Genomic DNA, 22091 nt, shown 5'->3' with positions numbered 1-22091 from the left:
ACATCTGAGCCGGCATGCCGACCGATCCCTCACCCACCGACCTGCACCTGCGGGCACTGGCGCTTGCCCACCGGCGGGATATCACGGGGGCAGCCGCGCTGTGCCATGCGGCCCTGGCCGTCGACCCGGAGCATGTCGGCGCGTTGCGACTGATCGCCCGGTTGCTACATGCCCGGGGACGACCGGAGGCGGCATTGGTGCCGCTCAAGCATGCCATGCGGCTGTCGCCGACCGACGCCCGCCTGCACCGGGAAGCCGGCTTGGCGCTGGGCCAACTCGGCCGGCACCCCGACGCCATGGCCGCCTTCGCGCTGGCAACGCGCCTCGACGCGGGCAACGCCCGGGCCTGGACCGACCTGGCCGCCGCCGCCCTGGCGGCAGGCGACCCGGGCGCCGCGCTGGCCGCCAGCGACCGGGCGCTCCGGCTGCGGCCGGGTGTGCCGGCCGCGCACGCCAGCCGGGCCGCCGCCCTGCGCCGCCTCGGCCGGATGGACGATGCCGTCCTGGCCTCCATGGCGGCCGTGACGGCCGACCCGGCATCGGCCCGTCTACGCCTCTCGCTGGGCCACCTGCTGCGCCAGGCCGGCCGGATGGACGAGGCGCTGGCATCCTATCGCGCGGCACAGTCGCTGCGGCCGGACGACAGCGAGGGACATCGCTGGGCCGGGTGCGCCCTGCATGCGCTGGGACACCACGACCACGCCATCGCCGCCCTGCGCCGGTCCGTGGCCCTGCGGCCCGACCAGGCCGATGCCTGGCATGAGCTAGGCGTCGCACTGGCATCGGCCGGCCGCCACGGCGACGCGGCCGATGCCTTCGGCCGGGTCATCGCCCTGGCGCCCGGCCATGCCGCGGCCCTGGCGAACCTCGGTTCGGCCTTGCAGGAACTGGATCGCTGGCCCGAGGCCGAGCAGGCATTCCGCCGGTCGCTGGCGATCGCGCCGGATACCCCGGACGTCCTCTACAACCTCGGCAACACGCTGCTCATGGCCGACCGGCATGCCGAGGCGGTCGCCGCCTACGACCGGTCGCTGCATCTCCAGCCGGAGGAGGTCGGGCGGCGCTACAATCGCGGCCATGCGCTGCTCGGCTGCGGCCGGCTGGCCGAGGGCTGGGCCGACCTCGATGCCTATTGGGCGATGTCGCGCCCGACCGCGCCGCCGCCCCTGCCCTTCTGGGATGGACAGGAGACCCCGGGCCGCGTGCTGCTGTGGGGCGAACATGGCGTCGGCGACGAGGTGCTGGCCTGCGGGCTGCTGCCGGAAGCGGCCGCCCGCGCCGGTGCCGTGACCGTCGCCACCGATCGCCGGCTCGTGCCGGTCCTGCAACGCGCCTTCCCCGCCCTGACCGTGATCGCGCGCGGAGACAAGGCCGACGGCCCCATCGTCGCCCACCGGCCGCTGTCGAGCCTGCCCGGCCTGCTACGCCCGACGATGGAATCCTTCCGCCACCATGCCGGCTACCTGGTGCCGGATGCGGCCCGCACGGCGGCCTTGCGGTCACGCTACCGGTCCCGGGGCGGCCGGCTCGTCGTCGGCATCTCGTGGCGCAGCACCAACCGGCTGTTCGGCCAGCGCAAATCGGTGCCGCTGGCGGACTGGGAACCGATCCTCGACTTGCCGGGGATCACCTTCGTTGCCCTCCAGCACGGTGACATCGCCGACGAGGCCGCCGCCGCCGGCCTGCTGCACGACCGGGAGATCGACCCGCTCGTCGACCTGGACGGGTTCGCGGCCCAGACCGCGGCCATGGACCTGGTCGTCAGCGTCAGCAATTCGACCGTGCATTTCGCAGGCGCGCTCGCCCGGCCCTGCTGGCTGATGCTGCCCAGCGGCAACGGGCTGCTATGGCATTGGCAGCTCTGCCGGGGCGATCGCTCGCCCTGGTATCCAGCTTTGCGGGTCTTCCGCCAGGACCGCCCGGGCGGCTGGGACGGCATGCTGGCGCAGATCGCCCGCGCGCTGGCAGCCCATGCGTCGGCGGAACCCACCCCCGCCCATGATCGTTCCACCCTGGTCCAAAAGGGAGATCTGCCATGAAGACGATCCGTATCCTGGCCGTGGGCGCCATGATGACGATGCTGGCCGCCTGCGGCACCGTGGTGGGTGCCGGCGCTGGCGCGGCAGGTGGTGCCGCGGTCGGCGGCTGGCCGGGTGCTGCGATCGGTGGCGCCGGTGGCGCCGTGATCGGCAGTTTCTTCTAGTCGTCCTTCTTGCCCTTGTCGGCGAAGGGATTGTCGGCCTTGCGCAGGATCAGCCGGATCGGCACGCTCGGGATGGCGAAATCCTCGCGCAGGCCGTTGACGATGTAGCGGCTGTAGTCGTCCGGCAGCGAGTCCGGCCGGCTGAGGAAGAGCTGGAAGGTCGGTGGCCGCACCTTGGTCTGCGTCAGGTAGCGCAGGCGCAGCCGGCGCCCCTGCACCATCGGCGGCGGGTGGCGTTCCGACATCGCCTTCAGCCAGCGATTGAGCGAATGCGTCGGGACCCGGCGGTTCCAGGCCTCGAAGGTGCGGAAAACGGCATCCATCAGCCGGGGCACGCCGTCGCCGGTCTCGCCCGACACCGGCACCATCAGGATGCCCTTCACCTGCTGCAGCGAGGTCTCCAGCCGGTCACGGAAGCCCTGCAGGGCCGCCTGCCGGTCCTCGACCAGGTCCCACTTGCTGATGGCGATGACCAGCGCCCGGCCCTCGTCGATGACGCGCCGCGCGATCGTCAGGTCCTGCTTCTCGAATAGCTGGGTGGCATCCAGCACCAGCACCACCACCTGGGCGAAGCGCATCGCCCGGTCGGTGTCGTCGGTCGCCAGCTTCTCGAGCTTCTCGAAGACGTTAGCGCGGCGGCGCAGGCCGGCCGTATCCACCAGCTTCAGCCGACGGCCGCGATACTCCCAGTCGACGCTGATGGCGTCGCGGGTGATGCCGGCCTCGGGTCCGGTCAGCATGCGGTCGCTGCCGATCAACCGATTGGCGAGCGTCGACTTGCCGACGTTCGGGCGGCCGATGAAGGCCATCGAGATCGGCTGGTCGGGCCGGTCGTCGCCTTCCAGCGCGGGCTCTTCCTCGTCGGGTGCCAGGGCGCCCTCGCCCAGTAAGGGCGCCAGCGCCTCGTACAGTTCCAGCATGCCCTCGCCATGCTCGGCCGAGACCGCGACGGGGTCGCCCAGGCCCAGCGCGTAGGCCTCGCCGGCCGCAGACGCCCCCGCGCGGCCCTCGCACTTGTTGACGACCAGCACCACCGGCCGGGTCTGGCGACGCAGCCAGTCGGCGAAATGCCGATCCATCGGCGTCACCCCGACGCGCCCGTCGATCACCATCAGCACCGCATCGGCGTCGTCCACCGCCTGCTCGGTCTGCACGCGCATGCGCGATTCCAGGCTTTCGTCGCGCAGGTCTTCCAGGCCGGCCGTGTCGATCACGGTGAAGCGCAGCGGGCCCAGCTTGCCGTCGGTCTCGCGCCGGTCGCGGGTGACGCCCGGCAGATCGTCGACGATGGCCAGCCGCCGGCCCGCCAGCCGGTTGAACAGGGTGGACTTGCCGACGTTGGGTCGGCCGACGATGGCGACGCGCGCGCTCATGCTCCGGTCATCGCAATGCGATCAGGCTGGCTTCGTCGGTCACGACATAGAGCGTGCCGCCGGCCACCACCGGTGCTGCATAGACCGCGTCGGGCAACTGGATGGTGCCCATCAGTTCGCCGGTATAGGGGGAGATGGCAAACGCCTCCTTGTTCGAGCCGACGACGATGACGCGGTCGCCGGCCACGACCGGGCCGGTCCAGAACAGCGGATCCTTGCGCTCGACCTCGCGGCGGTGGCGCGGCAACGGGCGCACCCAGCGGATGCGGCCATCGCCGCGCGACAGGCAGACGACCTCGGCCTCCGGCGTCAGCACATAGATGAAGTCGCCGACGACCCAGGGGCTTTCCAGGCTGCCGATCTCCTGCTCCCAGATGCGGTTGCCGGTGCGCAGGTCGATCGCCACCATGCGGCCGGAATGGCTGATGGCGAACACGGTGCCGCGATCGATCACGGGCCGGCCACGGATGTCGGCCAGGTCGGAGATGGCGTCGATCCGGCGCACGGCGGCCAGGTTGTCCTGCCAGGCGACGCGGCCGTTCTCGACCCGCATGCCGAAGAGTTCGCCGGACGTGAAGGCCGCGATCACCGCATCGGCCTCGACCGCCGGGCTGGAGCCGCCCATCAGGCCCGCCGTCTCGGAGATGGCGGCGTGGTTCCACAGCTTGCGCCCGTCGTCGGCCGACAGCGCCTCGAGCTGGTTGTCGATGGTGATGGCGAAGACCCGTCCGCCCGAGACGGTGGGCGCGGTCCGCACCGGGCCGGCCACGCCCGTGCGCCAGATCTCCTTGCCCGACTGCGCATCCAGCGCCACGACCTGGGCCCAGCCCGTGGCGACATAGAGACGGCCGTTGGCATAGGCGACACCGCCGCCGAAGCCGCCATCGCTCTCACCCTCGGGCCGCAGGTCGAACGACCAGGCCTGGCCACCGCCGGCGGCCGAGACCGCGACGACGCGCCGGCCGGAATCCATGGCGAAGACCATGCCGGCGGCCACCACCGGCGTGCTCAGGATGCGGCGGTCGTCGCCGCCGGCATCGCCCAGGCTGATGCGCCACGCCACCTTGGGCGCGTCGCCCAGGGCCAGGTGGTGCATGACATGGTTGGGATAGCCGCCGGCCTGCGGCCATTCGGCATTCTCGACCGGTCGCGGCAGGGCAACGGCCACGCCCGAAAGAGACGGGTCCGGCTTGATGCTGCGATCGAGCGCCAGGATCGACAGGCGGGTACCGGGAATCGGCGGCGGCTTCGATTCGCCGAACCAGTCGCAGCCGCCGACCAGCCCGCCCAGCAGAACCGTCGCCGCCAGGCCGCGCCGGGCGTTTGCGGAAGAGAAGATTGCCATCATGCCCCGCTACCCAGCGCCTGCACCGTCTCGGCCGCGCGGGTGCGCAGCGACTGCGGTGCGGCCGCATCCTTGGAAAGCCCATCCAGCAGCGTGCGCGCCCGGGCCGTGTCGCCGGCACGGATGGCCAGCGCCGCCTGCAATTCGCGCGCGGTGTGCCGCCACGGATTGTCGTCCGCCGCCAGCGGTGCCAGCCGGTCCGACAGGGCCTTGGGCTCGCCCGTATCCATCGTCTGCATGACCGACAGCAGCAACGCCGCCTGGCGATAGGTTTCCGGCACGGCGGCATCGCCGGCGATGCCGTCATAGATCGAGGCGGCGGCGGCACGGTCGCCGGCGCGGACCTTCAGGGCCGCCCCCTGCATCCGGGCCAGCACGGCATATCCGGCCGCATTGCCGGTTGCCACCTCGGCAAACCCCGCGACGGCCGCATCGGTCTGCCCCTGGTTGGCCGCCAGCATGGCCTGGGTGAAACGGTCGCCCGCTTGCTCCCGCTGGCTGCGCTCGTAGTAGCGCCATGCCGACCAGGCAGCCGTGGCCAGCACCAGCGCCACTGCGACTCCGATGAGATAGATGCCATAGCGACGCCACAGGGCGGTTGCCCGATCGCGCCGCAGATCCTCGTCAACTTCTTGAAAAATATCGGCCACGCCGATCACTCCGGCCGGAAAACGATCGGCACCATACCGACAGGCCAGGGCAAAGGCAAACCACGGTCCCGCTTTACGATTTGATGAAAATCGGGAACACTGCCCGGGTTCCCAGGGTCCGACAGAGGCTGTCCCGTGGCGCGACCGGCATCGACCGTCCTACGCCTGTCCGATTATCGCGGTCGACAGCGCCCGGTCTATTTCAACCGCGGCGAACTGAACCGCCTCCTCGGCCTCTACAGCCGGCATGTCAGCAGCGGCGAATGGCGCGACTACGCCATCGACCACGCGCCTGGCCGGGCTGTCTTCTCGGTCTATCGCCACACCCACGAGCGGCCGCTCTACGCCATCATCAAGGGACCGCCCGGCACGGACGGACAGAGCACATGGATCGTCATGAGCGGGCGGGAGCGGCTGGCCCAGGCCGGCAACCTGGACGAAGCGCTGCGCGTCTTCGCCGCCAAGCTGCGGCTGGTGCGCTAGCCGCGGCCATCCTGCTGCCGGCCGCGGCCGCCGGCCAGGCCCCTGCCGGGCCCAGCTTCGACTGCGCGCGGGCCAAGAGCCGGGTCGAGAAATCCATCTGCGCCGATGCCGGTCTGGCCACCGCCGACCGCGAGATGGCCGCCCTCTATCGCGCGCGTCTGGCCGAACGGCCGGCCGAGGCCGGCCAGGCCATCCGCGACGCGCAACTCGCCTGGCTGCGCCGGCGCGCCGAATGCGAAGGCCAGGCCGAGGGTTCGCCTGCCCTGGTCGCCTGCATCAAGGCGGCGATCGCCGCCCGCACCGCCGAGCTGTCACCGCCCGCGCCGACACCCAAGCCCGCAACACCACCCGCCCCTCGCGAAGCGTCGGTGGCACGGGCCGGCGGCACCTGGCAGTTCGCGTCGGACGGCAATGGCTGCGCCATGGCCCTGGCCAGCCCTGGTGGCCGGCGGTTTGCCATCGAGCGGCGCCGGAGTGGTGCTGACATCCCGGTCTTTCATCCGGCCGGGCGCGACGCCGAACTGGTGCTGCCGGGCGACCGGGTGGTGTTCCTGGTCGACCAGCAGCGCCTGCCGGCACTCGTCTCCGAGGGGACCGTCACCGTCTCTCACGGCTCGGAGGCCGGCGCCATGCGCCTGATCCTGGCGGGGCGGAGCCTCACCGTGGTGCGCCAGCTCGACACGCTGCTGGAGGTGCCGCTCGACGGCGTCGCCGGCGCAATGGCGGAACTGGCCCGCCGCTGCCCCGGCTGACCCGCGAGGCGTCAGCTTCCGATCAATCCAAGCTGCGGGCTCGACGCCTCGGCATAGTTCCGCCGCGGGATGCGGCCTGCCAGTGCGGCGGCCCGTCCCGCCGCCGTCGCCAGGCCCATCGCCCGGGCCATCCGCACCGGGTCGTGTGCCTTGGCGATGGCGCTGTTCAGCAGCACCGCCGAGCAGCCCAGCTCCATGGCGAATGCCGCGTCCGATGCCGTGCCGATGCCGGCATCGAGGATGACCGGCACCGGGCTGCGGCGGACGATCTGCTCGATGTTGAACGGGTTGAGGATGCCGAGCCCCGATCCGATGGGAGAGCCCAGCGGCATCACCGCCGCGCAGCCGACATCGGCCAGGCGGCGACAGACCACGGGATCGTCGGTCGCGTAGGGCAGCACGGTGAAGCCTTCGCGCACCATCTCGGCCGCCGTCACGATCAGCTCGCCCGCGTCGGGATAGAGCGTCTCGCGGTCGCCGATCAGTTCCAGCTTCACCCAGTCGGTGCCCAGCGCCTCGCGCCCCAGCTCGGCCGTCAGCATGGCGTCGCGCCGGGTGCTGCAACCGGCCGTGTTGGGCAGGATGTGGCGGCCGGCCAGCAGCTCGACCATGTCGTCGGTGTCGCCCGTCAGCGAGACGCGGCGCAGCGACACGGTGACGATCTCGGCCCCGCTGGCATCGATGGCGTCAAGCATCACCTGGCGGCTGGGATACCCCGCCGTTCCCACCAGGATGCGCGAGCGGAAGGCCCGGCCCGCGATCTCCAGGATGTCATCGTCGGCCATGGCGGTCACCCGCCCCCGCGGGCGGTCACGACCTCGACCTGGTCGCCCGCGCCGAGACTGGTCGTCTCCCACTCCCGCCGGCGCACCAGCTCGCCATTGCACGCGACCGCGATGCCGGGCCGCTCGGGCGCGACGCCCATCATCCGCAGCAACTCGACGACCGAACCGCCGCCGAAGGCGTGGCGCTCGCCATTGACCATGATGCCGTTCATGCCGGAACCGGAACCTCCGTGTGTGGGGTGAAGCGCGCCGGGCCGAAGGCCGCAGCGGCGAAATCGGTCGGCCGGCCCAGCACGCCGGCCGCCACCAGCTCGGCCGTGGCCGGCGCCAGCAGGATGCCGTTGCGATGATGGCCGGTCGCCAGGTGCAGGCCGGGCGGCCCGGCCGGACCGACGATGGGCAGGTCGTCGCGGCTGCGCGGGCGCAGACCCGTCACCAGCTCGACGATCGGCAATTCCTCCAGCCCCGGCAGCAGGCGCCAGGCCGCCTCCAGCAGCGACAGCACGCCGCCGGCCGTGGGGCGGGTGTCGTATCCCCGATCCTCCACGGTGGCGCCGAGATAGAGGCGACCGTCCGTCCGCGGAACGAGGTAGATGCCGCTGCCCCAGACGACATGGCGCAGCAGCGGCGCTGCCGGGTCCATCCCCAGCACGACCGCCTGGCCCTTGGCCGGGCGGACCGGCGGGCGCGCCGAGGGTGGCAGACCCGCGATCCCAGCCGACCAGGCGCCGGCAGCCAGGACGAGATGGTCGGCCCGCTGCCGCGCGCCGTCGGCGGTGCGGATCGCCCAGCCTCCACCATCCGGCTCGATCGCCGCCACCGGAGTCCGTTCCGACAGACGGCCTCCCGCCGCGAGGATGGCCGCCGCCAGCGCCGGCACGACCGCGCGCGGATCGACTTGGTGGTCGCCGGGAGCGGCGATGGCGCCCACAACGTCGGGGCTGAGGGCGGGTTCCAGGTCGCGCAGCGCAGCCGCCTCCCGCCACTCGACGGGCAGGCCCAGGCGGCGCAGGAAGCGATAGCGGTGGTTGAGGGCCGCCAGCTCGTCGCGGCTGGCCGCCATATGCAGCGTTCCTTCGCCGCGATAGGCGACGTCGATGCCGGTGACGGAGGCCAATCGCGCCGCCCAGCCCGGCCACAGCGCCTGGGAGTGGCGGGCCAGCTCGGCCATGCCCTCCTCGCCGGGTTCCGCCTCGAGTGCGGCCGCCAGCATGCCGCCCGCCGCCCAGGTGGCACCATGGCCGATCTCGCCCGCATCGAGCACGTGTACCCGGGCACCGGCCTCGGCCAGCCGCCAAGCGGCAGCCAGGCCGCAAATTCCCCCGCCGACCACCAGGACGGAGACGACGGAACACGATGATGGAAAGCCTGAAATCGCCCGGGCTCCCTTCGCTGGCATGATCCAGATCAGGTTCGATGGGTGTTTTCTCAGCCAGGGACGGCGCAGGTCCGTCCTTGGCACCCCAGCCAATGGCGCATTCTAGACCGGGGCGGCGGCCTCCGCCAACCCCGGTCGCCTTCGATGCTTCAGGCCGCCCGCCGCCGTGTCATCCATTGCAGGACGAACAGGCCGGCAGTGACGGCCAGCCCCAGGCCCTTCACGTCGCCCAGCGGCAGCGCGAAGGAATCCTCGACGATGGCCGCGATCAGGCTCGGGAACAGCAGCAGCGCACCAGCCAGGATCGCGACACCCAGTTCGAGCAGCGTCATCCGTCGCACCAGCCAGCGCTGGGATGCGGCGGCGAGGATGCCGACGCCGACCGTGGTGGTGAGCGTGATCCAGGCGGTATCGAGCCACCCGCCGGCCTTGGCGACGTCGAGCAGCAGGCCGACGCCGAGCGGATCCAGCACGAAGACGAAGGGCACGACGAAGGCCGGCATGGTGTATTTCCACGCCTGCAAGGTCGTCTTGTAGGGGTTGCCGCCGGTGATGGCGGCGGCTGCGAACGGCGACAGCGCGGTCGGCGGCGACACTTCGGACAGCACCGCGTAGTAGAAGATGAACATGTGCGCGGCATAGTCGGGCACGCCCAGCTTGGTCAGCGCCGGTGCCGCGATCACCGCGCAGATGATGTAGGAGGCGGTGACCGGCACCGCCAGGCCGACGATCCAGACGATCAGGGCGGTGAAGAGCGCGGTCAGGGCCAGACTGCCGCCCGCCATCTCGATGGCAATCGCGCTGAATTTCAGCCCCAGGCCGGTCAGCGTGACCACCCCGACGATGATGCCGGCCGCGGCACAAGTGGCCGCCACGTTCAGCATGCCGACCGAGCCCGCGGCCAGCGCCTGGATCAGGCGCGGTGGCGTCAACGCCGTCTCGCGCCGCATGAAGCTGACCAGCGCCGCCAGGATGGTCGACCAGAAGACGGCCAGCACCGGCGAGAAGCCCCACAGCATGAAGACGATGATCGAGACCAGCGAGGTGAAGTGGAACCAGTACTGGCGCGTGAGCTGCCAGAGGCTCTGCTGGTCGACCAGCGTCACCTGGTTCATGCCGAAGCGGCGACCGTCCAGCTCCACCATGACGAAGAGCGCCATGTAGTAGAGGCAGGTCGGGATGATCGCCATCCGGATGACGTCGAGATACGAGATCTTCAGGAACTCGGCGATCAGGAAGGCGGCCGCGCCCAGCACCGGCGGCGACAGGATGGCGCCGAGGCCGCCGGCTGCCAGCAGGCCGCCGGCATCGTTGCGGCCATAGCCGGCCCGCGCCAGCATCGGATAGGCGACAGAGCCGAGCGTGACCGTGGTCGCCACGCCCGAGCCGGACGGCCCGCCCAGCAGGAAGGACGACAGCACGACGGCGCGGCCGGCACTGGTCGGCCGCCCGCCCATCAGCGAGAACGAGAAGTCGATGAAGAACTTGCCGGCGCCCGAGAACTGCAGGACGGCGCCGAAGATGGTGAAGAGGATGATCAGGCTGGACGACACGTCCACCGCGGTGCCGAAAATACCCTCCAGCGTCATGTAGAGCTGACCGGTCAGGCGGTCGATCGGGTAGCCGCGATGGGTCCAGGGGGCCGGCAGCGACGGTCCGACCAGGGCATAGACGATGAAGCCGACGGCGACGGCCGGCATGATCCAGCCGGTCGAGCGGCGCGTCGCCTCCAGCACCAGCAGGATGAAGATGACGCCGAAGATCTGGTCGGTGGAATTGGGCAGGCTGGCGCGGTCGGTCAGGTCGTCGCCGCCCTGGATCAGGTACCAGATGGTGGCGATCGAGACCGCGGCGAACAGCAGGTCCCAGGGCTGGATGCGGTTGCGGAAGCGCGGAACGATGGGGAACAGCAGGAAGATCAGGACGAGCGCGAAGCCGACATGGACCGGCCGCAGGATGGTGGTCGGCACGATGTCGTAGGCCGCCCACAGGTGGAACAGCGACATGATCACGGCCAGCGCCGTCAGCGCATGGCCGACCCAGCCGCCCAGGCGGTTGGTTGCCCCCTCCTCCTGCTCGATGAACTCCTCGGCCTTCTTCAACGCGGCCTCGTCGACCACCGGCTCGACGGCCACGACCGGCTCGTTCACGTCACGGTTCGCCATATCCTGCTCCCCCAAACTCGGCACCAAGCGGCAGCACCCCCCGCCAAAGAGTGAAGCCCGGCTCGCGGTGGGCGAGCCGGGCTCCGGCGGGCGGGTCGATCGGCGGCGTCAGCCGCCGACCTTGATGCCCTTCTCGTTGTAGTACTTCAGCGCGCCGGGATGGAACGGCACCGGGGTGTTCGCGACCTTCTGGTTGGCCAGGTCGAAGCTCTCGGCCTCCTTGTGGACGGCGACGATGTCGGCCTTCTTCTCGAACAGCACCTTGGTGACCTGATAGGCGACGTCGTCGCTCATCTTCTGGTTCACGACCAGGATGTTCCAGACGTTGGCCTGCTTGTTGTCGGTGTCCTGGCCGGGATAGGTCTTGGCCGGGATGATGCCCTTGGAATAGAGCGGCCCGTACTTCTTGTTCATCGCCTCGACCGCGTCGTCATGGTCGATCAGCTTCAGCTTCGTGCCCGGCGTGGCGCCGAGGTCGGTCACGGCCGAGGTCGGCAGGCCGCCGACCCAGAAATAGGCCTCGATCTTGCGGTCCTTGATGGCGTTGGTGGATTCGGCCACGCCCAGGCGCTCGCGCCGCATGTCCTTGTCCTTGTCGAGGCCGGCGGCCTCGATCAGGCGGAAGGCCATGACCTCGGTGGCGCTGCCGGGCGAGCCGGTCGACACCCGCTTGCCCTTCAGGTCCTTCATGCTGGTGATGCCCATGCCGTCGATGGTCACCACATGCATGCGGTTGGGATAGAGGACGGCCAGCGACATCAGGTTCAGCTTGCCGGACGTGAACTTGTCGACGCCGCGCGCGGCGTCCAGCGTCGCGTCGGCCATGGTGAAGGCGATCTCTGCCCGCTCCGCGCCGACCAGCTTCAGGTTGTCGACCGAGCCGCCGGTCACCTCGGCGGTGGCCGACCAGCCGGGGACGTTCTTGGTGAGGACGTTGGCGAGGCCGCCGCCCAGGGGGTAGTAGACGCCGCCGGTGCCGCCCGTGGCGATCGAAAGCTGGCGCTTGTCCTGTGCCGCGGCCGTCGTGGCGAGCGCCGCCACCAGGGCGGTCGCCAGCATGCCAGTCTGCCAGTTCTTCATCGTTCCCCTCCCATCAATTGCATTGGATGGGAACTTGATACCGATTCTGGACAGGATCGCCAACCCTGCGGGTAGCCCGCGACGCATGCGGGACCGATCGGCTAGACTCCCTCCCCGGCACGGCGCCGCCACGGCACCGGCCGCGGAGGAGGACGCCGATGCTGCGCATATTCGCGATCGCGGTTCTTGGGCTGGCGGCCGCTTGGGCCGGGCCGACATGGGCCTATGACGGGATCGTCGAGAAGAAGACCTTCTCGATGGCGACCTATACGACCCAGGGCGGGCGGACGATCAAGGACGTGAAGGTGGGTTGGGAGAGCTATGGCAAGCTCAACGACGCCCGCGACAACGTCATCCTCGTCACCCATTTCTTCTCGGGCAACTCGCACGCCGCCGGCCGCTATGCCGCCACGGACGCCGCACCCGGCTACTGGGACGGCATCATCGGCGCCGGAAAGCCCATCGACACCGACCGCTTTTTCGTCATCAGTTCCGACACGCTGGTGAACCTGTCGACCAAGGACCCGCGGACGATCACCACCGGCCCGGCCTCGATCGACCCCGATACCGGCAAGCCCTACGGCATGCGCTTCCCCGTCGTCACCATGCGCGACTTCGTCGAGGTGCAGAAGGCGCTGCTGGAATCGCTCGGCATCCGCAAGCTGCACGCCGTCGTCGGCGCCTCCATGGGCGCCCTGCAGGCGTTCGAATGGGCGGCCGCCCACCCGGCCATGGTCGAGCGCATCGTGCCCGTGATCGGCGGGGCGGAGGCCGACGCCTTCCTGGTCGGCTGGCTCGACATCTGGGCGTCGCCCATCCGCCTCGACCCGAACTGGAAGGGCGGCGATTTCTATGGCGGCGCGGAGCCGGTCGAAGGGCTGGCGCTAGCATTGAAGATCGTGACGCTGCACGCCCGCGCCGCCGGCTGGGCCGACCGCACCTTCGGGCGCAAATGGGCCGATCCGGCGAAGAACCCGGCAGATGCAATGGGCAACCGCTTCGCCATCGAGGACACGTTGGACAAGGCCGCCACGGCGCGCGCCAAGACCAGCGACGCCAACCATTTCCTCTATCTCGCCAAGGCCAACCAGCTCTTCTCGGCCGGCCATGCGGCCTCGCTCGAGGAGGGGCTGAAGCCGGTCAAGGCCAGGACGCTGCTGATCCCGGCCTCGTCCGACCTGGTCCTGCCACCCTACCTGGCCGCCCGTGCGGCCACCATCCTCAAGGCCAACGGCACCCCGGTCGAGACGGTGACGATCGAGGGCGACGGCGGGCATCTGGATGGCGTGCTCGCCATCGCCAAGGCCGGCGACGCGATCAAGGCGTTCCTGGCGCGGTAGCCGGCATCTGGAACCGGCGCCAGACACGCTCGTGGAAGAAGAACACGACCGTGTTGACCGCCGGTTCCAGCAGCGCGATGCCGGACGCGATCGCCACCGACCCCGTCAGCGCGTAGGCGACGCCGAAGCCCACGGCGAAATGCAGCGTGGCGAAACTGCCGGTCTTCAAAAGGTCTCTTGTCATGGCGCGGCTCTTCATTTGCGAACGATTCTCAATGTAGCTTTCTGAGAATCGTTCGCAAGAGCGCCGGCGGAAATTATTCGAGCGTGCCGAAGGCCTTTGCGAAGAAGTCCTCGGCGCCGAAATTGCCGGACTTCAGGGCCAGGCACAGGCCGGACGCACCCATGGCCTGGGTCCATGGCACGCCGGGGTCGATCTCCGGGCCGATCGCGAGCGCGTCGATGCCGAGTGCCCCCACCACCGCGCCCGAGGTCTCGCCGCCCGCCACGACCATGCGCCGCACCCCGGCGGCGACCAAGCCGGCGGCGATCGCCGCGAAGGCGTCCTCCAGAACCGTGGCTGCCCGCTCGCGGCCGAGTTGCTCCTGGGCGGCGCGCACCGCATCGGGCTCGGCGCTGGAATAGATCAGCACCGGATTTTCGGCCGGCTGCCCGGCGGCCCAGGCGATCACGGCCTCTGCCGACTGCCGCCCATCCGCCAGCTCCAACGGATCGAGCCGCAGCGTCGGCCAGCGGCCGGCCACAGCGGCCACCTGCCCGCGCGTCGCGGCCGAGCAGCTTCCGGCCAGCACCGCAGCCCGACCCTCGGGCACGTCCAGCGTCACCGCGCCGACTTCACCCAGGAGGCCCAGGCGGCGGAAATTCTCGGGCAGGCCCATGGCGATGCCCGATCCCCCGGTCAGCAGCGGGGCATCGGCGATGGCCGCACCGATCGCGCGCAGGTCGGCATCGGCCACGGCGTCCACCACGGCGAACCGCTTGCCCTGGCGTTGCAGGGCCGCCAGCGCCCCGCCGATCGCCATGGCCCCCTGGGCCACCGTCTCGAACCCGACCAGGCCGACGCTGTCCGGCTCGCGCACCTGGCGCGCCAGCACCCGCACCAGGCTGGGGTCGGTCATCGGCGTCAGGGGGTGGTCCTTCATGCTGCTTTCGGACAGCAGCACGTCGCCCACGAAGAGATAGCCGCGATAGATCGTGCGCTTGTTGGCCGGGAAGGCCGGGCACGCGACGGCGATGCCGCCCAGCCGATCGAGCAACGCATCGGCCACCGGCCCGATATTGCCCGCATCCGTGCTGTCGAAGGTGGAGCAGTACTTGAAGACGATCTGGCGGGCGCCCTGGGCCAGCAGCCAGTCGAGGGCCGCCAGCGACTGGGCGACGGCCTCGTCGGGGGGGATGGTCCGGCTCTTCAGGGCGACGACGACGGCATCGGCCGCGGGCGTCGCACCGGCCTGCGGCACGCCCACGGTCTGGACCGTGCGCATGCCGTTCCTGGCCAGCATCGACGCGATGTCGGTCGCCCCGGTGAAGTCGTCGGCGATCACACCCAGCAGCATCGGAGATCATCCTCTCTTGGTTCTTGACGCAACCCGGCAGAACCGTATCCGCTGGCCACGCCCGCGACCAGCACGAGAGCCCCGCCATGCCTTCGGAATCCGACCTGCGCCGCGCCGTCGCCCGCCACGGCCGGTCGCTCTACGACCGCCGCTACGCCCACGGGTCGAGCGGCAACATCAGCGTGCGCCTGCCGGACGACGTCCTGCCGGGCGGCATGCTGATCACCCCCACCAACTCGTGCATGGGCGACCTCGATCCTGACCGCATCTCCAAGGTGGCAGCCGACGGCACGCTGCTGGCGGGCGATCCGCCGTCCAAGGAGGCGTTCCTGCATCTGGCCATGTATGCCGCGCGGCCGAACGCCGGCGCAGTCGTCCACCTGCACTGCACCCATGCCGTCTGCGTGTCCTGCCTGGATGAACTCGATCCGGCCAACGTGCTGCCGCCGATCACCGCCTACTACGTCATGCGCATCGGCCGGCTGCCGCTCGTCCCCTACTTTCGCCCCGGCGACAAGGGCCTGGCCGCGGCCGTCGGGGCGCTTGCCGCCGACCACCACGCCGTCCTGCTGGCCAACCACGGCCCGGTCGTCGCCGGCAAGACGCTGGATGACGCCGTCTACAACGCCGAGGAACTGGAGGAGACCGCGCGCCTCTACCTGATGATGGAAGGCCGCAAGACCCGCTGGCTCACCACCGGCCAGATCGACGACCTCGGTCGGCATTTCCCGAGCTGAGCGTGCGCCTCTACATATCCCAGTAGGGCGGGCTGCCGAAGTGGCGGCGCAGGCAGTCGGCCAGGGCCGCCACCTTGGCGGACGCCCCGTGATCGCGGGGGTGGGCGATGTACAGTTCCGCGCCCTCTGCCTCCGCGCCGACATCGATGGCGACCAGCGTGCCGGCCTTCAATTCGGCATGGACGAAGAAGCTGGGCAGCAGCGTCAGCCCCAGGCCGGCCAGTGCCGCGTCGCGCATGATCAGGCCGTTGTTGACGCGCAGCGCCGCCCGCGGCCGCACGACCACCCACCCGGCCTCGCCCGCAAAACGCCAGTCGGCGGCGCGATTGGCATAGAGTACCGCCATGTGGCCGGCGAGCGCCTCCAGCGACTCTGGCCTGCCGCAGGCAGCGAGATAGGCCGGTGCCGCCACCAGCAGGCGCCGGCTGGTGGCCAGACGCTTGACGACCAGCCGGTTGTCAGCGATCGGCCCATGGCGAAGGACGGCATCGAAACCATCGGCCGCGGCGTCGGCAAACCCGTCATCGAGTTCCAGCGTCAGGTCGATGCCGGGATGGTCTGCCAGGAAGCCATAGAGCGCGGGGCCGAGATGCAGGCTGCCGAACCCGACCGGTGCGGCGAGCCGCAGCGGACCGACCAGCGCCCCCCGCCGCTCCGCCAGTTCGGCGATCGCCTCGGTCGCCTCGCCGAGCAGGCGCCTGGCTCGGGGCAGGAAGGTCTGCCCACCCTCCGTCAGGGATAGCTTGCGGGTCGTGCGCTGGACGAGCCGGGCAGCCAGGACGCGCTCCAGCTCGGCCAGGCGCTCGCTCACGACGGACTTGGCGATGCCCAGGCGGCGCGCCGCCTCGCTGATCGACCCCGCCTCCGCCGTCGCAACGAACGCGGCCACGCCATCGAGCTTCATCATCGTTCGGTTTTCCCGGAAATCAGTCTCGGATTTTGCCGACTAGTGAGAACGATGGGCCAGGTTCATCGTCGTGGCCAGCGATGCCTTTCCGCGCGCGGTCACCAGGGAGCCCAGTCATGCTTCGCCAGATCCTCGGCAGCGCCGCTGCCTTGCTGCTTGCCATGCCGGCCGTGGCCCAGGTCCAGCCATGGCCCGCCCAGTTCCAGGAACGCGCCATCGCCACCAACGGCACGACCCTTCATGTGCGCGTCGGCGGCAGCGGACCGGCGGTCGTCCTGCTGCACGGCTATGGCGAAACCGGCGACATGTGGGCGCCGCTGGCGGCCGACCTCGCCCGCGACCATCTCGTGATCGTGCCCGACCTGCGCGGCCTCGGCCTCTCCGCCAGGCCCGATGGCGGCTACGACAAGCGGACGCAGGGCCGCGACATCGCCGGCCTGCTCGACGCGCTCGAGGTCGATCGCACCGATCTCGTGACGCACGATATCGGCAACATGGTCGGCTATGCCTTCGCCGCCCAGAACCGTGCGCGCGTGACGCGGTTCGTGCTGATGGATGCGCCCCTGCCCGGCGTCGGACCGTGGGAGGAGATCCTCAAGAGCCCGCTGCTCTGGCATTTCCGTTTTGGCGGCCCGGACATGGAGCGCCTGGTCGCCGGCCGGGAGCGCATCTATCTCGATCGGTTCTGGAACGAGTTTTCGGCCACGCCGGCCAAGTTCAGCGAAGGCTCCCGCGTCCACTATGCGGCGCTGTACGCGCTGCCGGGTGCCATGCGGGCGGGATTTGCCCAGTTCGCGGCCTTCGACCAGGATGCGATCGACAACAAGGCGTTCCTCGCCGACGGCAAGCTGATGATGCCGGTGCTGGCCGTGGGCGGCGCCGGGTCGTTCGGGCCGACGATGGCGACGGTGATGCGCTTTGCGGCCACAGACGTGACCCAGGCGGTCGTGGCCGACGCCGGGCACTGGCTGATGGAAGAGCAGCCCGAAGCCACCGTCCGGCTCGTCCGGGAATTCCTCGACCGGCCGCGGTGACGCTGGCCGATCCTACAGGATCTGGTCCAGGAACTGCCGCGTCCGCGGGTCCTGGGCCTGGGCGAAGAACTCCTTCGGCGCGCCATGCTCGACGATGACGCCGCGGTCGGTGAAGTAGATGTGGTCGCCGACCTCGCGCGCGAAGCCCATCTCGTGGGTGACGAGGATGCAGGTCATGCCCTCTTCCGCCAGTTCGCGGATGGTGACCAGCACCTCCTTCACCGTCTCCGGGTCCAGCGCGGCGGTCACTTCGTCGAACAGGATCACGTCCGGGCTCATGGCCAGCGAGCGGGCGATGGCGACGCGCTGCTGCTGGCCGCCCGACAGTTCGCCCGGGTAGCTTGCCTCCTTGCCCTCCAGCCGCACCTTCTTCAGCAGGCGATAGGCCCGCGCCTCGACCTCGGCCTTGTTCTGCTTCAGCACCTGGACCGGGGCCATCATCACGTTCTGCAGGGCGGTCTTGTGCGGGAACAGATTGTACTGCTGGAAGACCATGCCGACCTTGCGGCGCAGCGCCAGCTTGTCGAGCTTGGGGTCGTTCACCTCCTGCCCCTCGACCAGGATCGAGCCGCTGTCGATCGGCACCAGGGCGTTGATGCAGCGCAGGATGGTCGACTTGCCCGACCCGGACGGGCCGATGATGCAGATGACCTCACCCTTGGCGACGTCGAACGACACACCCTTCAGCACCTCGACCGCGCCGAAGCTCTTGTGCACGTCCTTGAGGCGCAGCAGCGGCTGGTCCTGGGTCCATCCGGTCATGGCGATGTCCTTCAGATCCGCACCTGGAAACGCCGCTCCAGGCGCAGCGTCAACCGGCCGATCGGGTAGCAGTAGAGGAAGAAGCAGAGCAGCGCGTAGCCGTAGAGCGGCGCCAGAAGCTCGGGCCGGCCGCCCTCAGCCGCATGCACCTCCGAGACGAGCGTCAGCATCTCGGTCACGCCGACGACGGATGCCAGCACGGTCGCCATGGTGACCAGCGAATAGAGGTTCATCCAGGGCGGCAGCATGCGCTTCACGCATTGCGGCAGGATGATCGTCCACAAGGTCCGCCGGCGCGAGAAGGCCAGCGATTCCGCCGCTTCCCACTGGCCGAAGGGGATCGACTGGATGGCGCCGCGCACGATCTCGGCGGTGTTGGCCATGACCGGCAGGGCAAAGCCGATGGTGGCCTTGATCCACCCCGGGAACGGCACGACGATGCCCCAGAAACGGAACTCGAACGGCAGCAGGAACATCGCGAAGAACAGCAGCACCAGCCACGGCGCGTTGCGGAAGAACTGGGTCAGGAACCAGGCGACGCCGCGGACCGCACGGTTCGGCGCGATCAGGCCCAGGCCCAGCATCACGCCCGCTGCCGTCCCCATCGCCATGGCGATCAGCGAGATGGCGATGTTGAAGACGAAGCCTTCCAGCAGCAGCGGCGTCCAGCGCCACAGCGTGGCCAGGACCGACAGCACGCCGTCTCCGGTGGCAGCCTGGGCCGCGCCGACCGACAGCAGCAGCGCGAGGGCCAGCAGCACGCCGTGGCGCGGCGTGATCGCGGGGGCGCGCCAGGGGCCGGGGCCAGCCGGACGGAGAATGACGGGGAGAACCTTCAAAGGCCGATCCCCGGCACCTTGAGCGCGCGCTCGACGCGGGCCATCGCCCAGACGACGCAACCCACCAGGAAGAAATAGGCCAGCAGCAGGAAGGTCATCATCTCGGGCACGTTGGTGGCGTCCGACCAGATCTGCTTGGAGACATAGAGCATCTCCGGCACCGCGATCGCGTAGGCCAACGTCGTCGTCTTCACCAGGTTGACGATGTTGTTGTTCAGCGCCGGCAGGCAGATGCGCACCGCCAGCGGCAGCACGACATGGACATAGGCACCCAGGCGCGAATAGCCCAGCGCCTCGGCCGCCTCCACCGTCGCCTTGGGCACCGCCTCGATGCCGGACCGGAAGATCTCGACGTTGAAGGCGCCCGCGAACAGCGACAGCGAGATGATCGCCCACTGCATGCTGGTCAGCACCGGCTCGGGGATGCCGTAGGCGTTCTCGATGCGCGGCAGCAGGGCGCCCAGCCCGAAATAGAAGAAATAGATCTGTACGAGCGGCGGCGTGTCGCGGAAGAGCGCGATGAACCCCTGGACGCCGCGCCGGGTCCATTTCAGCCGCGATCCCTGCAGCCAGGCGCCGACCACGCCGATGACGATGCTGAGCGCGATGCAGACGAGGCAGAGCCACACCGTCGTCCAGAAGCCGGATATCATCCGCTTCCGGTCGAACTCGTCATAGACGATCGTCAGGTTGATCCCGGTGGCCTCGTAGAGCCACCGGAACCATTCGTAGAAAGCCTCCAAGGCGGGTTGCGCCGGCTCAGGAGCCCTTGTGTTCCTTGAACATCCGCTCGGAATACTCGGTCGGCTTCACGCCCCACTTCTTCTCCATGGCGACGATGGCGCCGGACTTCATCCAGTCCTTGGTCATGTCGCTCATCAGCTTGGCGAAGCGGTCCTCGCCCGGGGCCACGGCCATCGCCCAGGGGGTCTCCATGATGCCCGGCAGCGGCATGTGGTAGGCGGTCTTCCAGTCGTCCTCGAGCATCTTGCCGGCGATGAACGTCTGGTCATAGAGGTAGCCGATGCAGTTGCCCTGCTTGAGGGCGATCAGCGGCTTCTCCGACCCGTCGAACGAGATGATCTCGGGCCCGTACTGGGTGGCGACGTCCTTGTTGTAGAAGGCGCCGGTGGTGCCGCAGAGCTTGGCGCCCTTCAACTGCTCCCACTTCGTCACCTTCACCTTGTCCGACAGCAGGACGTTGACGGCGTCGGAGTAGTAGAGCGGCTCGATCACCTGCACGACCTTCCGGCGCTCCGGCTTGTCGGACATGGTGGCGATCATCAGGTCGATCTTGCCCTGGCGCAGGAACTCCATGCGGTTGGCCGAGACGACCGACACCAGTTCCAGCTTCACGCCCAGCTTCTTGGCGACCTCGGCGGCCATGTCGGGCTCGATGCCGATGATGGCGCCGGACGGGTCGCGGAAGCCGAACGGGCGATAGTCGGTCTTGACGCCGACCACGAGCGTGCCGCGCTCCTTGATCTTGTCCAGCACGTCGGCGGCGGCCGCACCCGGCAGGGCGGCGGCGGCGGCCAGCATCGAAAAGGCGAGGATGGAACGGCGCATGGAAACCTCCATTGTGATCCGGCTGCCTGATTCCCTAGCGCCCGGCGCGCAAGCCGGCAACCGAATACATTTCATGCTGGTGGCGTGACCACGCAGCAATCGTGCCGCTAGGGTGCCGCCCCCAGCGAATGCACCGCGATCTCGAAGGCGCGCATGTTGATGGCCCAGGCCTCGAACGCCGCTTCCTCGGTCGCCGACAACAGGACCAGCGACACCGGCAGCCCGCCGATCGAGGCGGATGCGGACAGGACCAGCAGCGGCGCCCCGTCCTGGCTGACGGCGCGGCGATGCACCGCCAGCGTGCGCTCGGGCGTCGGGTCCTCGGCCACCAGCTCGGCCTCGGGCGAGATCTCGAAGCCGAGCGTCGCCAGCCGGTCCAGCGTGATCCCGGTGATCGCCTCGGCATCGCCGCCCGGTTGTCCCAGCACGGCGATCAGCGTGCCGGCGACCATCTCGCCCTGGAGGTTGTCCAGGATACGGGCGGTGCCGGGCCCCGATCCGCCGCCCGTGCGGTCGATCCAAAGTTCGGATGCCAGGAACCGCACGCGGCCCTGGCCGGCCAACACGGTCCAGTCGAAGCCCTCGGCGAACGGTCGTCCGCTCGGCGCCAGCAGGCGGAAGCGCAGGGCCGCCATCAGGAAGATCTCCTGCAAGGCCGCGGCATCGCTGTCCGGCCCGAGCGGCGCGCGCCCGTCCAGCAGGTAGAGGATGTCGCCGTCCTTCACGGTCAGCATGCGGTGCAGGCGCAGCTCGCCGTCGAGCTCCCGCGTCGCCAGCGCATCCCCCATGATGCCGTTGGCCGACGGCAGGTCGCGCATGGCGATGGTGTCGTAGCCCTGCCGGTCGAGCCAGCCGCGCAGCCAGTCCCGCCCGTGCATCTCGCGCGGCAGGAACACGGCCCAGACCACCACATCGGCGGACTCTTGGCGCCCGAGCGCATCGTCCGCGACCGGGCGGCAGCGCGCCAGCGGCAGGATGGGGCTGGCCGGCCCGGGACCCTTGGCCACGCGTATCGTCTCGACCGCCCAGCCCTCGGGCAGGGCCAGCGCGAAGCCCATGGCCGCGGGCAGGCCCTGGCGGGCGATGTAGTCGCGATACTGCGCCTCGATCTCTGCCCGGGGCGAGAACGGGGTCTCAAGAAGCTCTAGCTCGTTGCCGTCCATGGAGACTTT

The 22091-nt window shown here is 69.9% G+C and carries 23 protein-coding genes and 1 riboswitch; of the genes, 7 read left to right on the top strand and 16 right to left on the bottom strand.

The window, feature by feature from the left end; translation table 11 throughout:
* Positions 1 to 14: 14 nt before the first annotated feature.
* Together STVA_RS11450 and STVA_RS27645 are read left to right on the top strand one after the other, a co-directional pair.
* Positions 15 to 2039 carry a tetratricopeptide repeat protein gene (locus STVA_RS11450; RefSeq protein ID WP_123688080.1) on the top strand — a complete coding sequence of 675 codons (2025 nt, stop codon included), beginning with the start codon at positions 15 to 17 and terminating at the stop codon, positions 2037 to 2039.
* Complete coding sequence (locus STVA_RS27645) at positions 2036 to 2203, top strand: hypothetical protein (RefSeq protein ID WP_170216298.1); 168 nt, start codon at positions 2036 to 2038, stop codon at positions 2201 to 2203. Before STVA_RS11450 ends, STVA_RS27645 begins: the two co-directional genes overlap by 4 nt.
* On the opposite strand, the gene der is transcribed toward STVA_RS27645, so the two are convergent.
* From der to STVA_RS11435, 3 genes are read right to left on the bottom strand one after another with little or no spacing between them, the layout of a single operon-like run.
* A complete protein-coding gene (gene der / locus STVA_RS11445) occupies positions 2200 to 3576 on the bottom strand; it encodes a ribosome biogenesis GTPase Der (RefSeq protein ID WP_123688079.1) in 1377 nt (458 codons plus the stop codon). The genes STVA_RS27645 and der overlap by 4 nt on opposite strands.
* Before the next feature lie 7 nt (positions 3577 to 3583).
* Complete coding sequence (locus tag STVA_RS11440; RefSeq protein WP_123688078.1) at positions 3584 to 4924, bottom strand: outer membrane protein assembly factor BamB family protein; 1341 nt, start codon at positions 4922 to 4924, stop codon at positions 3584 to 3586.
* On the bottom strand, positions 4921 to 5571 hold the full coding sequence (locus tag STVA_RS11435; protein WP_170216297.1) for a tetratricopeptide repeat protein: 651 nt from the start codon (positions 5569 to 5571) through the stop codon (positions 4921 to 4923). Before STVA_RS11435 ends, STVA_RS11440 begins: the two co-directional genes overlap by 4 nt.
* Positions 5572 to 5706: 135 nt before the next feature.
* Here STVA_RS11435 and STVA_RS11430 point away from each other — a divergent pair, with 135 nt between their 5' ends.
* Both STVA_RS11430 and STVA_RS11425 read left to right on the top strand, forming a co-directional pair.
* The gene (locus STVA_RS11430; RefSeq protein ID WP_123688076.1) at positions 5707 to 6054 is read left to right on the top strand and encodes a DUF2794 domain-containing protein; all 348 of its coding nucleotides are present in this window, start codon (positions 5707 to 5709) and stop codon (positions 6052 to 6054) included.
* Positions 5958 to 6806 carry a lysozyme inhibitor LprI family protein gene (locus STVA_RS11425; protein ID WP_123688075.1) on the top strand — a complete coding sequence of 283 codons (849 nt, stop codon included), beginning with the start codon at positions 5958 to 5960 and terminating at the stop codon, positions 6804 to 6806. Before STVA_RS11430 ends, STVA_RS11425 begins: the two co-directional genes overlap by 97 nt.
* 11 nt (positions 6807 to 6817) lie before the next feature.
* On the opposite strand, the gene thiG is transcribed toward STVA_RS11425, so the two are convergent.
* The 5 genes from thiG to STVA_RS11400 form a co-directional block, all read right to left on the bottom strand.
* Positions 6818 to 7591: a thiazole synthase gene (gene thiG, locus STVA_RS11420; protein WP_123688784.1), complete on the bottom strand. Its 774-nt coding sequence runs from the start codon at positions 7589 to 7591 to the stop codon at positions 6818 to 6820.
* Positions 7592 to 7596: 5 nt separating this feature from the next.
* Positions 7597 to 7803 (bottom strand): sulfur carrier protein ThiS, encoded by a 207-nt coding sequence (thiS, locus tag STVA_RS11415; RefSeq protein ID WP_123688074.1) that lies wholly within the window; start codon positions 7801 to 7803, stop codon positions 7597 to 7599.
* A complete protein-coding gene (gene thiO / locus STVA_RS11410) occupies positions 7800 to 8990 on the bottom strand; it encodes a glycine oxidase ThiO (RefSeq protein ID WP_170216296.1) in 1191 nt (396 codons plus the stop codon). Before thiO ends, thiS begins: the two co-directional genes overlap by 4 nt.
* Positions 8959 to 9067: riboswitch (TPP riboswitch) on the bottom strand. Its footprint overlaps the gene before it by 32 nt.
* 51 nt (positions 9068 to 9118) lie before the next feature.
* Complete coding sequence (locus tag STVA_RS11405; protein ID WP_123688073.1) at positions 9119 to 11134, bottom strand: TRAP transporter permease; 2016 nt, start codon at positions 11132 to 11134, stop codon at positions 9119 to 9121.
* 108 nt (positions 11135 to 11242) lie between these two features.
* A complete protein-coding gene (locus STVA_RS11400; RefSeq protein ID WP_123688072.1) occupies positions 11243 to 12214 on the bottom strand; it encodes a TAXI family TRAP transporter solute-binding subunit in 972 nt (323 codons plus the stop codon).
* Positions 12215 to 12372: 158 nt separating this feature from the next.
* Between STVA_RS11400 and STVA_RS11395 the strand changes: the two genes are divergently transcribed.
* The gene (locus STVA_RS11395; protein ID WP_123688071.1) at positions 12373 to 13554 is read left to right on the top strand and encodes an E22 family MetX-like putative esterase; all 1182 of its coding nucleotides are present in this window, start codon (positions 12373 to 12375) and stop codon (positions 13552 to 13554) included.
* Here the strand turns inward: STVA_RS11395 and STVA_RS11390 are convergent.
* Both STVA_RS11390 and otnK read right to left on the bottom strand, forming a co-directional pair.
* Positions 13532 to 13738 (bottom strand): DUF2061 domain-containing protein, encoded by a 207-nt coding sequence (locus tag STVA_RS11390; protein WP_123688782.1) that lies wholly within the window; start codon positions 13736 to 13738, stop codon positions 13532 to 13534. The two genes, STVA_RS11395 and STVA_RS11390, sit on opposite strands and share 23 nt — an antisense overlap.
* Positions 13739 to 13811: 73 nt before the next feature.
* Positions 13812 to 15071, bottom strand: coding sequence for a 3-oxo-tetronate kinase (otnK, locus tag STVA_RS11385; RefSeq protein ID WP_123688070.1), 1260 nt, complete (start codon positions 15069 to 15071; stop codon positions 13812 to 13814).
* Between the two features lie 86 nt (positions 15072 to 15157).
* Between otnK and otnC the strand changes: the two genes are divergently transcribed.
* A complete protein-coding gene (otnC, locus tag STVA_RS11380; protein WP_123688069.1) occupies positions 15158 to 15808 on the top strand; it encodes a 3-oxo-tetronate 4-phosphate decarboxylase in 651 nt (216 codons plus the stop codon).
* Between the two features lie 10 nt (positions 15809 to 15818).
* Here the strand turns inward: otnC and STVA_RS11375 are convergent, their stop codons facing one another.
* Positions 15819 to 16715 (bottom strand): LysR family transcriptional regulator, encoded by an 897-nt coding sequence (locus tag STVA_RS11375; RefSeq protein ID WP_123688068.1) that lies wholly within the window; start codon positions 16713 to 16715, stop codon positions 15819 to 15821.
* Between the two features lie 116 nt (positions 16716 to 16831).
* Here STVA_RS11375 and STVA_RS11370 point away from each other — a divergent pair, with 116 nt between their 5' ends.
* The gene (locus tag STVA_RS11370) at positions 16832 to 17749 is read left to right on the top strand and encodes an alpha/beta fold hydrolase (RefSeq protein WP_123688067.1); all 918 of its coding nucleotides are present in this window, start codon (positions 16832 to 16834) and stop codon (positions 17747 to 17749) included.
* Positions 17750 to 17761: 12 nt separating this feature from the next.
* Here STVA_RS11370 and STVA_RS11365 read toward each other — a convergent pair whose 3' ends face one another.
* The 5 genes from STVA_RS11365 to STVA_RS11350 all read right to left on the bottom strand — a co-directional run bounded on the left by STVA_RS11365 (position 17762) and on the right by STVA_RS11350 (position 22082).
* Positions 17762 to 18511 (bottom strand): amino acid ABC transporter ATP-binding protein, encoded by a 750-nt coding sequence (locus STVA_RS11365; protein ID WP_123688066.1) that lies wholly within the window; start codon positions 18509 to 18511, stop codon positions 17762 to 17764.
* Positions 18512 to 18522: 11 nt separating this feature from the next.
* A complete protein-coding gene (locus STVA_RS27640) occupies positions 18523 to 19350 on the bottom strand; it encodes an amino acid ABC transporter permease (protein ID WP_170216295.1) in 828 nt (275 codons plus the stop codon).
* Positions 19347 to 20093: an amino acid ABC transporter permease gene (locus STVA_RS27635; protein ID WP_245978152.1), complete on the bottom strand. Its 747-nt coding sequence runs from the start codon at positions 20091 to 20093 to the stop codon at positions 19347 to 19349. The genes STVA_RS27640 and STVA_RS27635 overlap by 4 nt, the downstream gene beginning before the upstream one ends.
* A 16-nt stretch (positions 20094 to 20109) precedes the next feature.
* Positions 20110 to 20919: a transporter substrate-binding domain-containing protein gene (locus STVA_RS11355; protein WP_123688780.1), complete on the bottom strand. Its 810-nt coding sequence runs from the start codon at positions 20917 to 20919 to the stop codon at positions 20110 to 20112.
* A gap of 107 nt (positions 20920 to 21026) precedes the next feature.
* Positions 21027 to 22082: a hypothetical protein gene (locus STVA_RS11350; RefSeq protein WP_123688065.1), complete on the bottom strand. Its 1056-nt coding sequence runs from the start codon at positions 22080 to 22082 to the stop codon at positions 21027 to 21029.
* Positions 22083 to 22091 lie beyond the last annotated feature (9 nt).

The sequence above is a fragment of the Stella humosa genome (genome assembly GCF_006738645.1).
Lineage (GTDB): Bacteria > Pseudomonadota > Alphaproteobacteria > ATCC43930 > Allostellaceae > Allostella > Allostella humosa.
This window is presented reverse-complemented; position numbering and strand designations above follow the sequence as displayed.

What these genes read in the sequence shown, in the direction of transcription:
- STVA_RS11450 (WP_123688080.1), top strand. Translation starts at nt 15, where the DNA reads ATGCCGACCGATCCCTCACCCACCGACCTGCACCTGCGGGCACTGGCG.
- STVA_RS27645 (WP_170216298.1), top strand. Translation starts at nt 2,036, where the DNA reads ATGAAGACGATCCGTATCCTGGCCGTGGGCGCCATGATGACGATGCTG.
- der (WP_123688079.1), bottom strand. Translation starts at nt 3,576, where the DNA reads ATGAGCGCGCGCGTCGCCATCGTCGGCCGACCCAACGTCGGCAAGTCC.
- STVA_RS11440 (WP_123688078.1), bottom strand. Translation starts at nt 4,924, where the DNA reads ATGATGGCAATCTTCTCTTCCGCAAACGCCCGGCGCGGCCTGGCGGCG.
- STVA_RS11425 (WP_123688075.1), top strand. Translation starts at nt 5,958, where the DNA reads ATGGATCGTCATGAGCGGGCGGGAGCGGCTGGCCCAGGCCGGCAACCT.
- thiG (WP_123688784.1), bottom strand. Translation starts at nt 7,591, where the DNA reads ATGGCCGACGATGACATCCTGGAGATCGCGGGCCGGGCCTTCCGCTCG.
- thiS (WP_123688074.1), bottom strand. Translation starts at nt 7,803, where the DNA reads ATGAACGGCATCATGGTCAATGGCGAGCGCCACGCCTTCGGCGGCGGT.
- thiO (WP_170216296.1), bottom strand. Translation starts at nt 8,990, where the DNA reads ATGCCAGCGAAGGGAGCCCGGGCGATTTCAGGCTTTCCATCATCGTGT.
- STVA_RS11405 (WP_123688073.1), bottom strand. Translation starts at nt 11,134, where the DNA reads ATGGCGAACCGTGACGTGAACGAGCCGGTCGTGGCCGTCGAGCCGGTG.
- STVA_RS11400 (WP_123688072.1), bottom strand. Translation starts at nt 12,214, where the DNA reads ATGAAGAACTGGCAGACTGGCATGCTGGCGACCGCCCTGGTGGCGGCG.
- STVA_RS11395 (WP_123688071.1), top strand. Translation starts at nt 12,373, where the DNA reads ATGCTGCGCATATTCGCGATCGCGGTTCTTGGGCTGGCGGCCGCTTGG.
- STVA_RS11390 (WP_123688782.1), bottom strand. Translation starts at nt 13,738, where the DNA reads ATGACAAGAGACCTTTTGAAGACCGGCAGTTTCGCCACGCTGCATTTC.
- otnK (WP_123688070.1), bottom strand. Translation starts at nt 15,071, where the DNA reads ATGCTGCTGGGTGTGATCGCCGACGACTTCACCGGGGCGACCGACATC.
- otnC (WP_123688069.1), top strand. Translation starts at nt 15,158, where the DNA reads ATGCCTTCGGAATCCGACCTGCGCCGCGCCGTCGCCCGCCACGGCCGG.
- STVA_RS11375 (WP_123688068.1), bottom strand. Translation starts at nt 16,715, where the DNA reads ATGATGAAGCTCGATGGCGTGGCCGCGTTCGTTGCGACGGCGGAGGCG.
- STVA_RS11370 (WP_123688067.1), top strand. Translation starts at nt 16,832, where the DNA reads ATGCTTCGCCAGATCCTCGGCAGCGCCGCTGCCTTGCTGCTTGCCATG.
- STVA_RS11365 (WP_123688066.1), bottom strand. Translation starts at nt 18,511, where the DNA reads ATGACCGGATGGACCCAGGACCAGCCGCTGCTGCGCCTCAAGGACGTG.
- STVA_RS11355 (WP_123688780.1), bottom strand. Translation starts at nt 20,919, where the DNA reads ATGCGCCGTTCCATCCTCGCCTTTTCGATGCTGGCCGCCGCCGCCGCC.
- STVA_RS11350 (WP_123688065.1), bottom strand. Translation starts at nt 22,082, where the DNA reads ATGGACGGCAACGAGCTAGAGCTTCTTGAGACCCCGTTCTCGCCCCGG.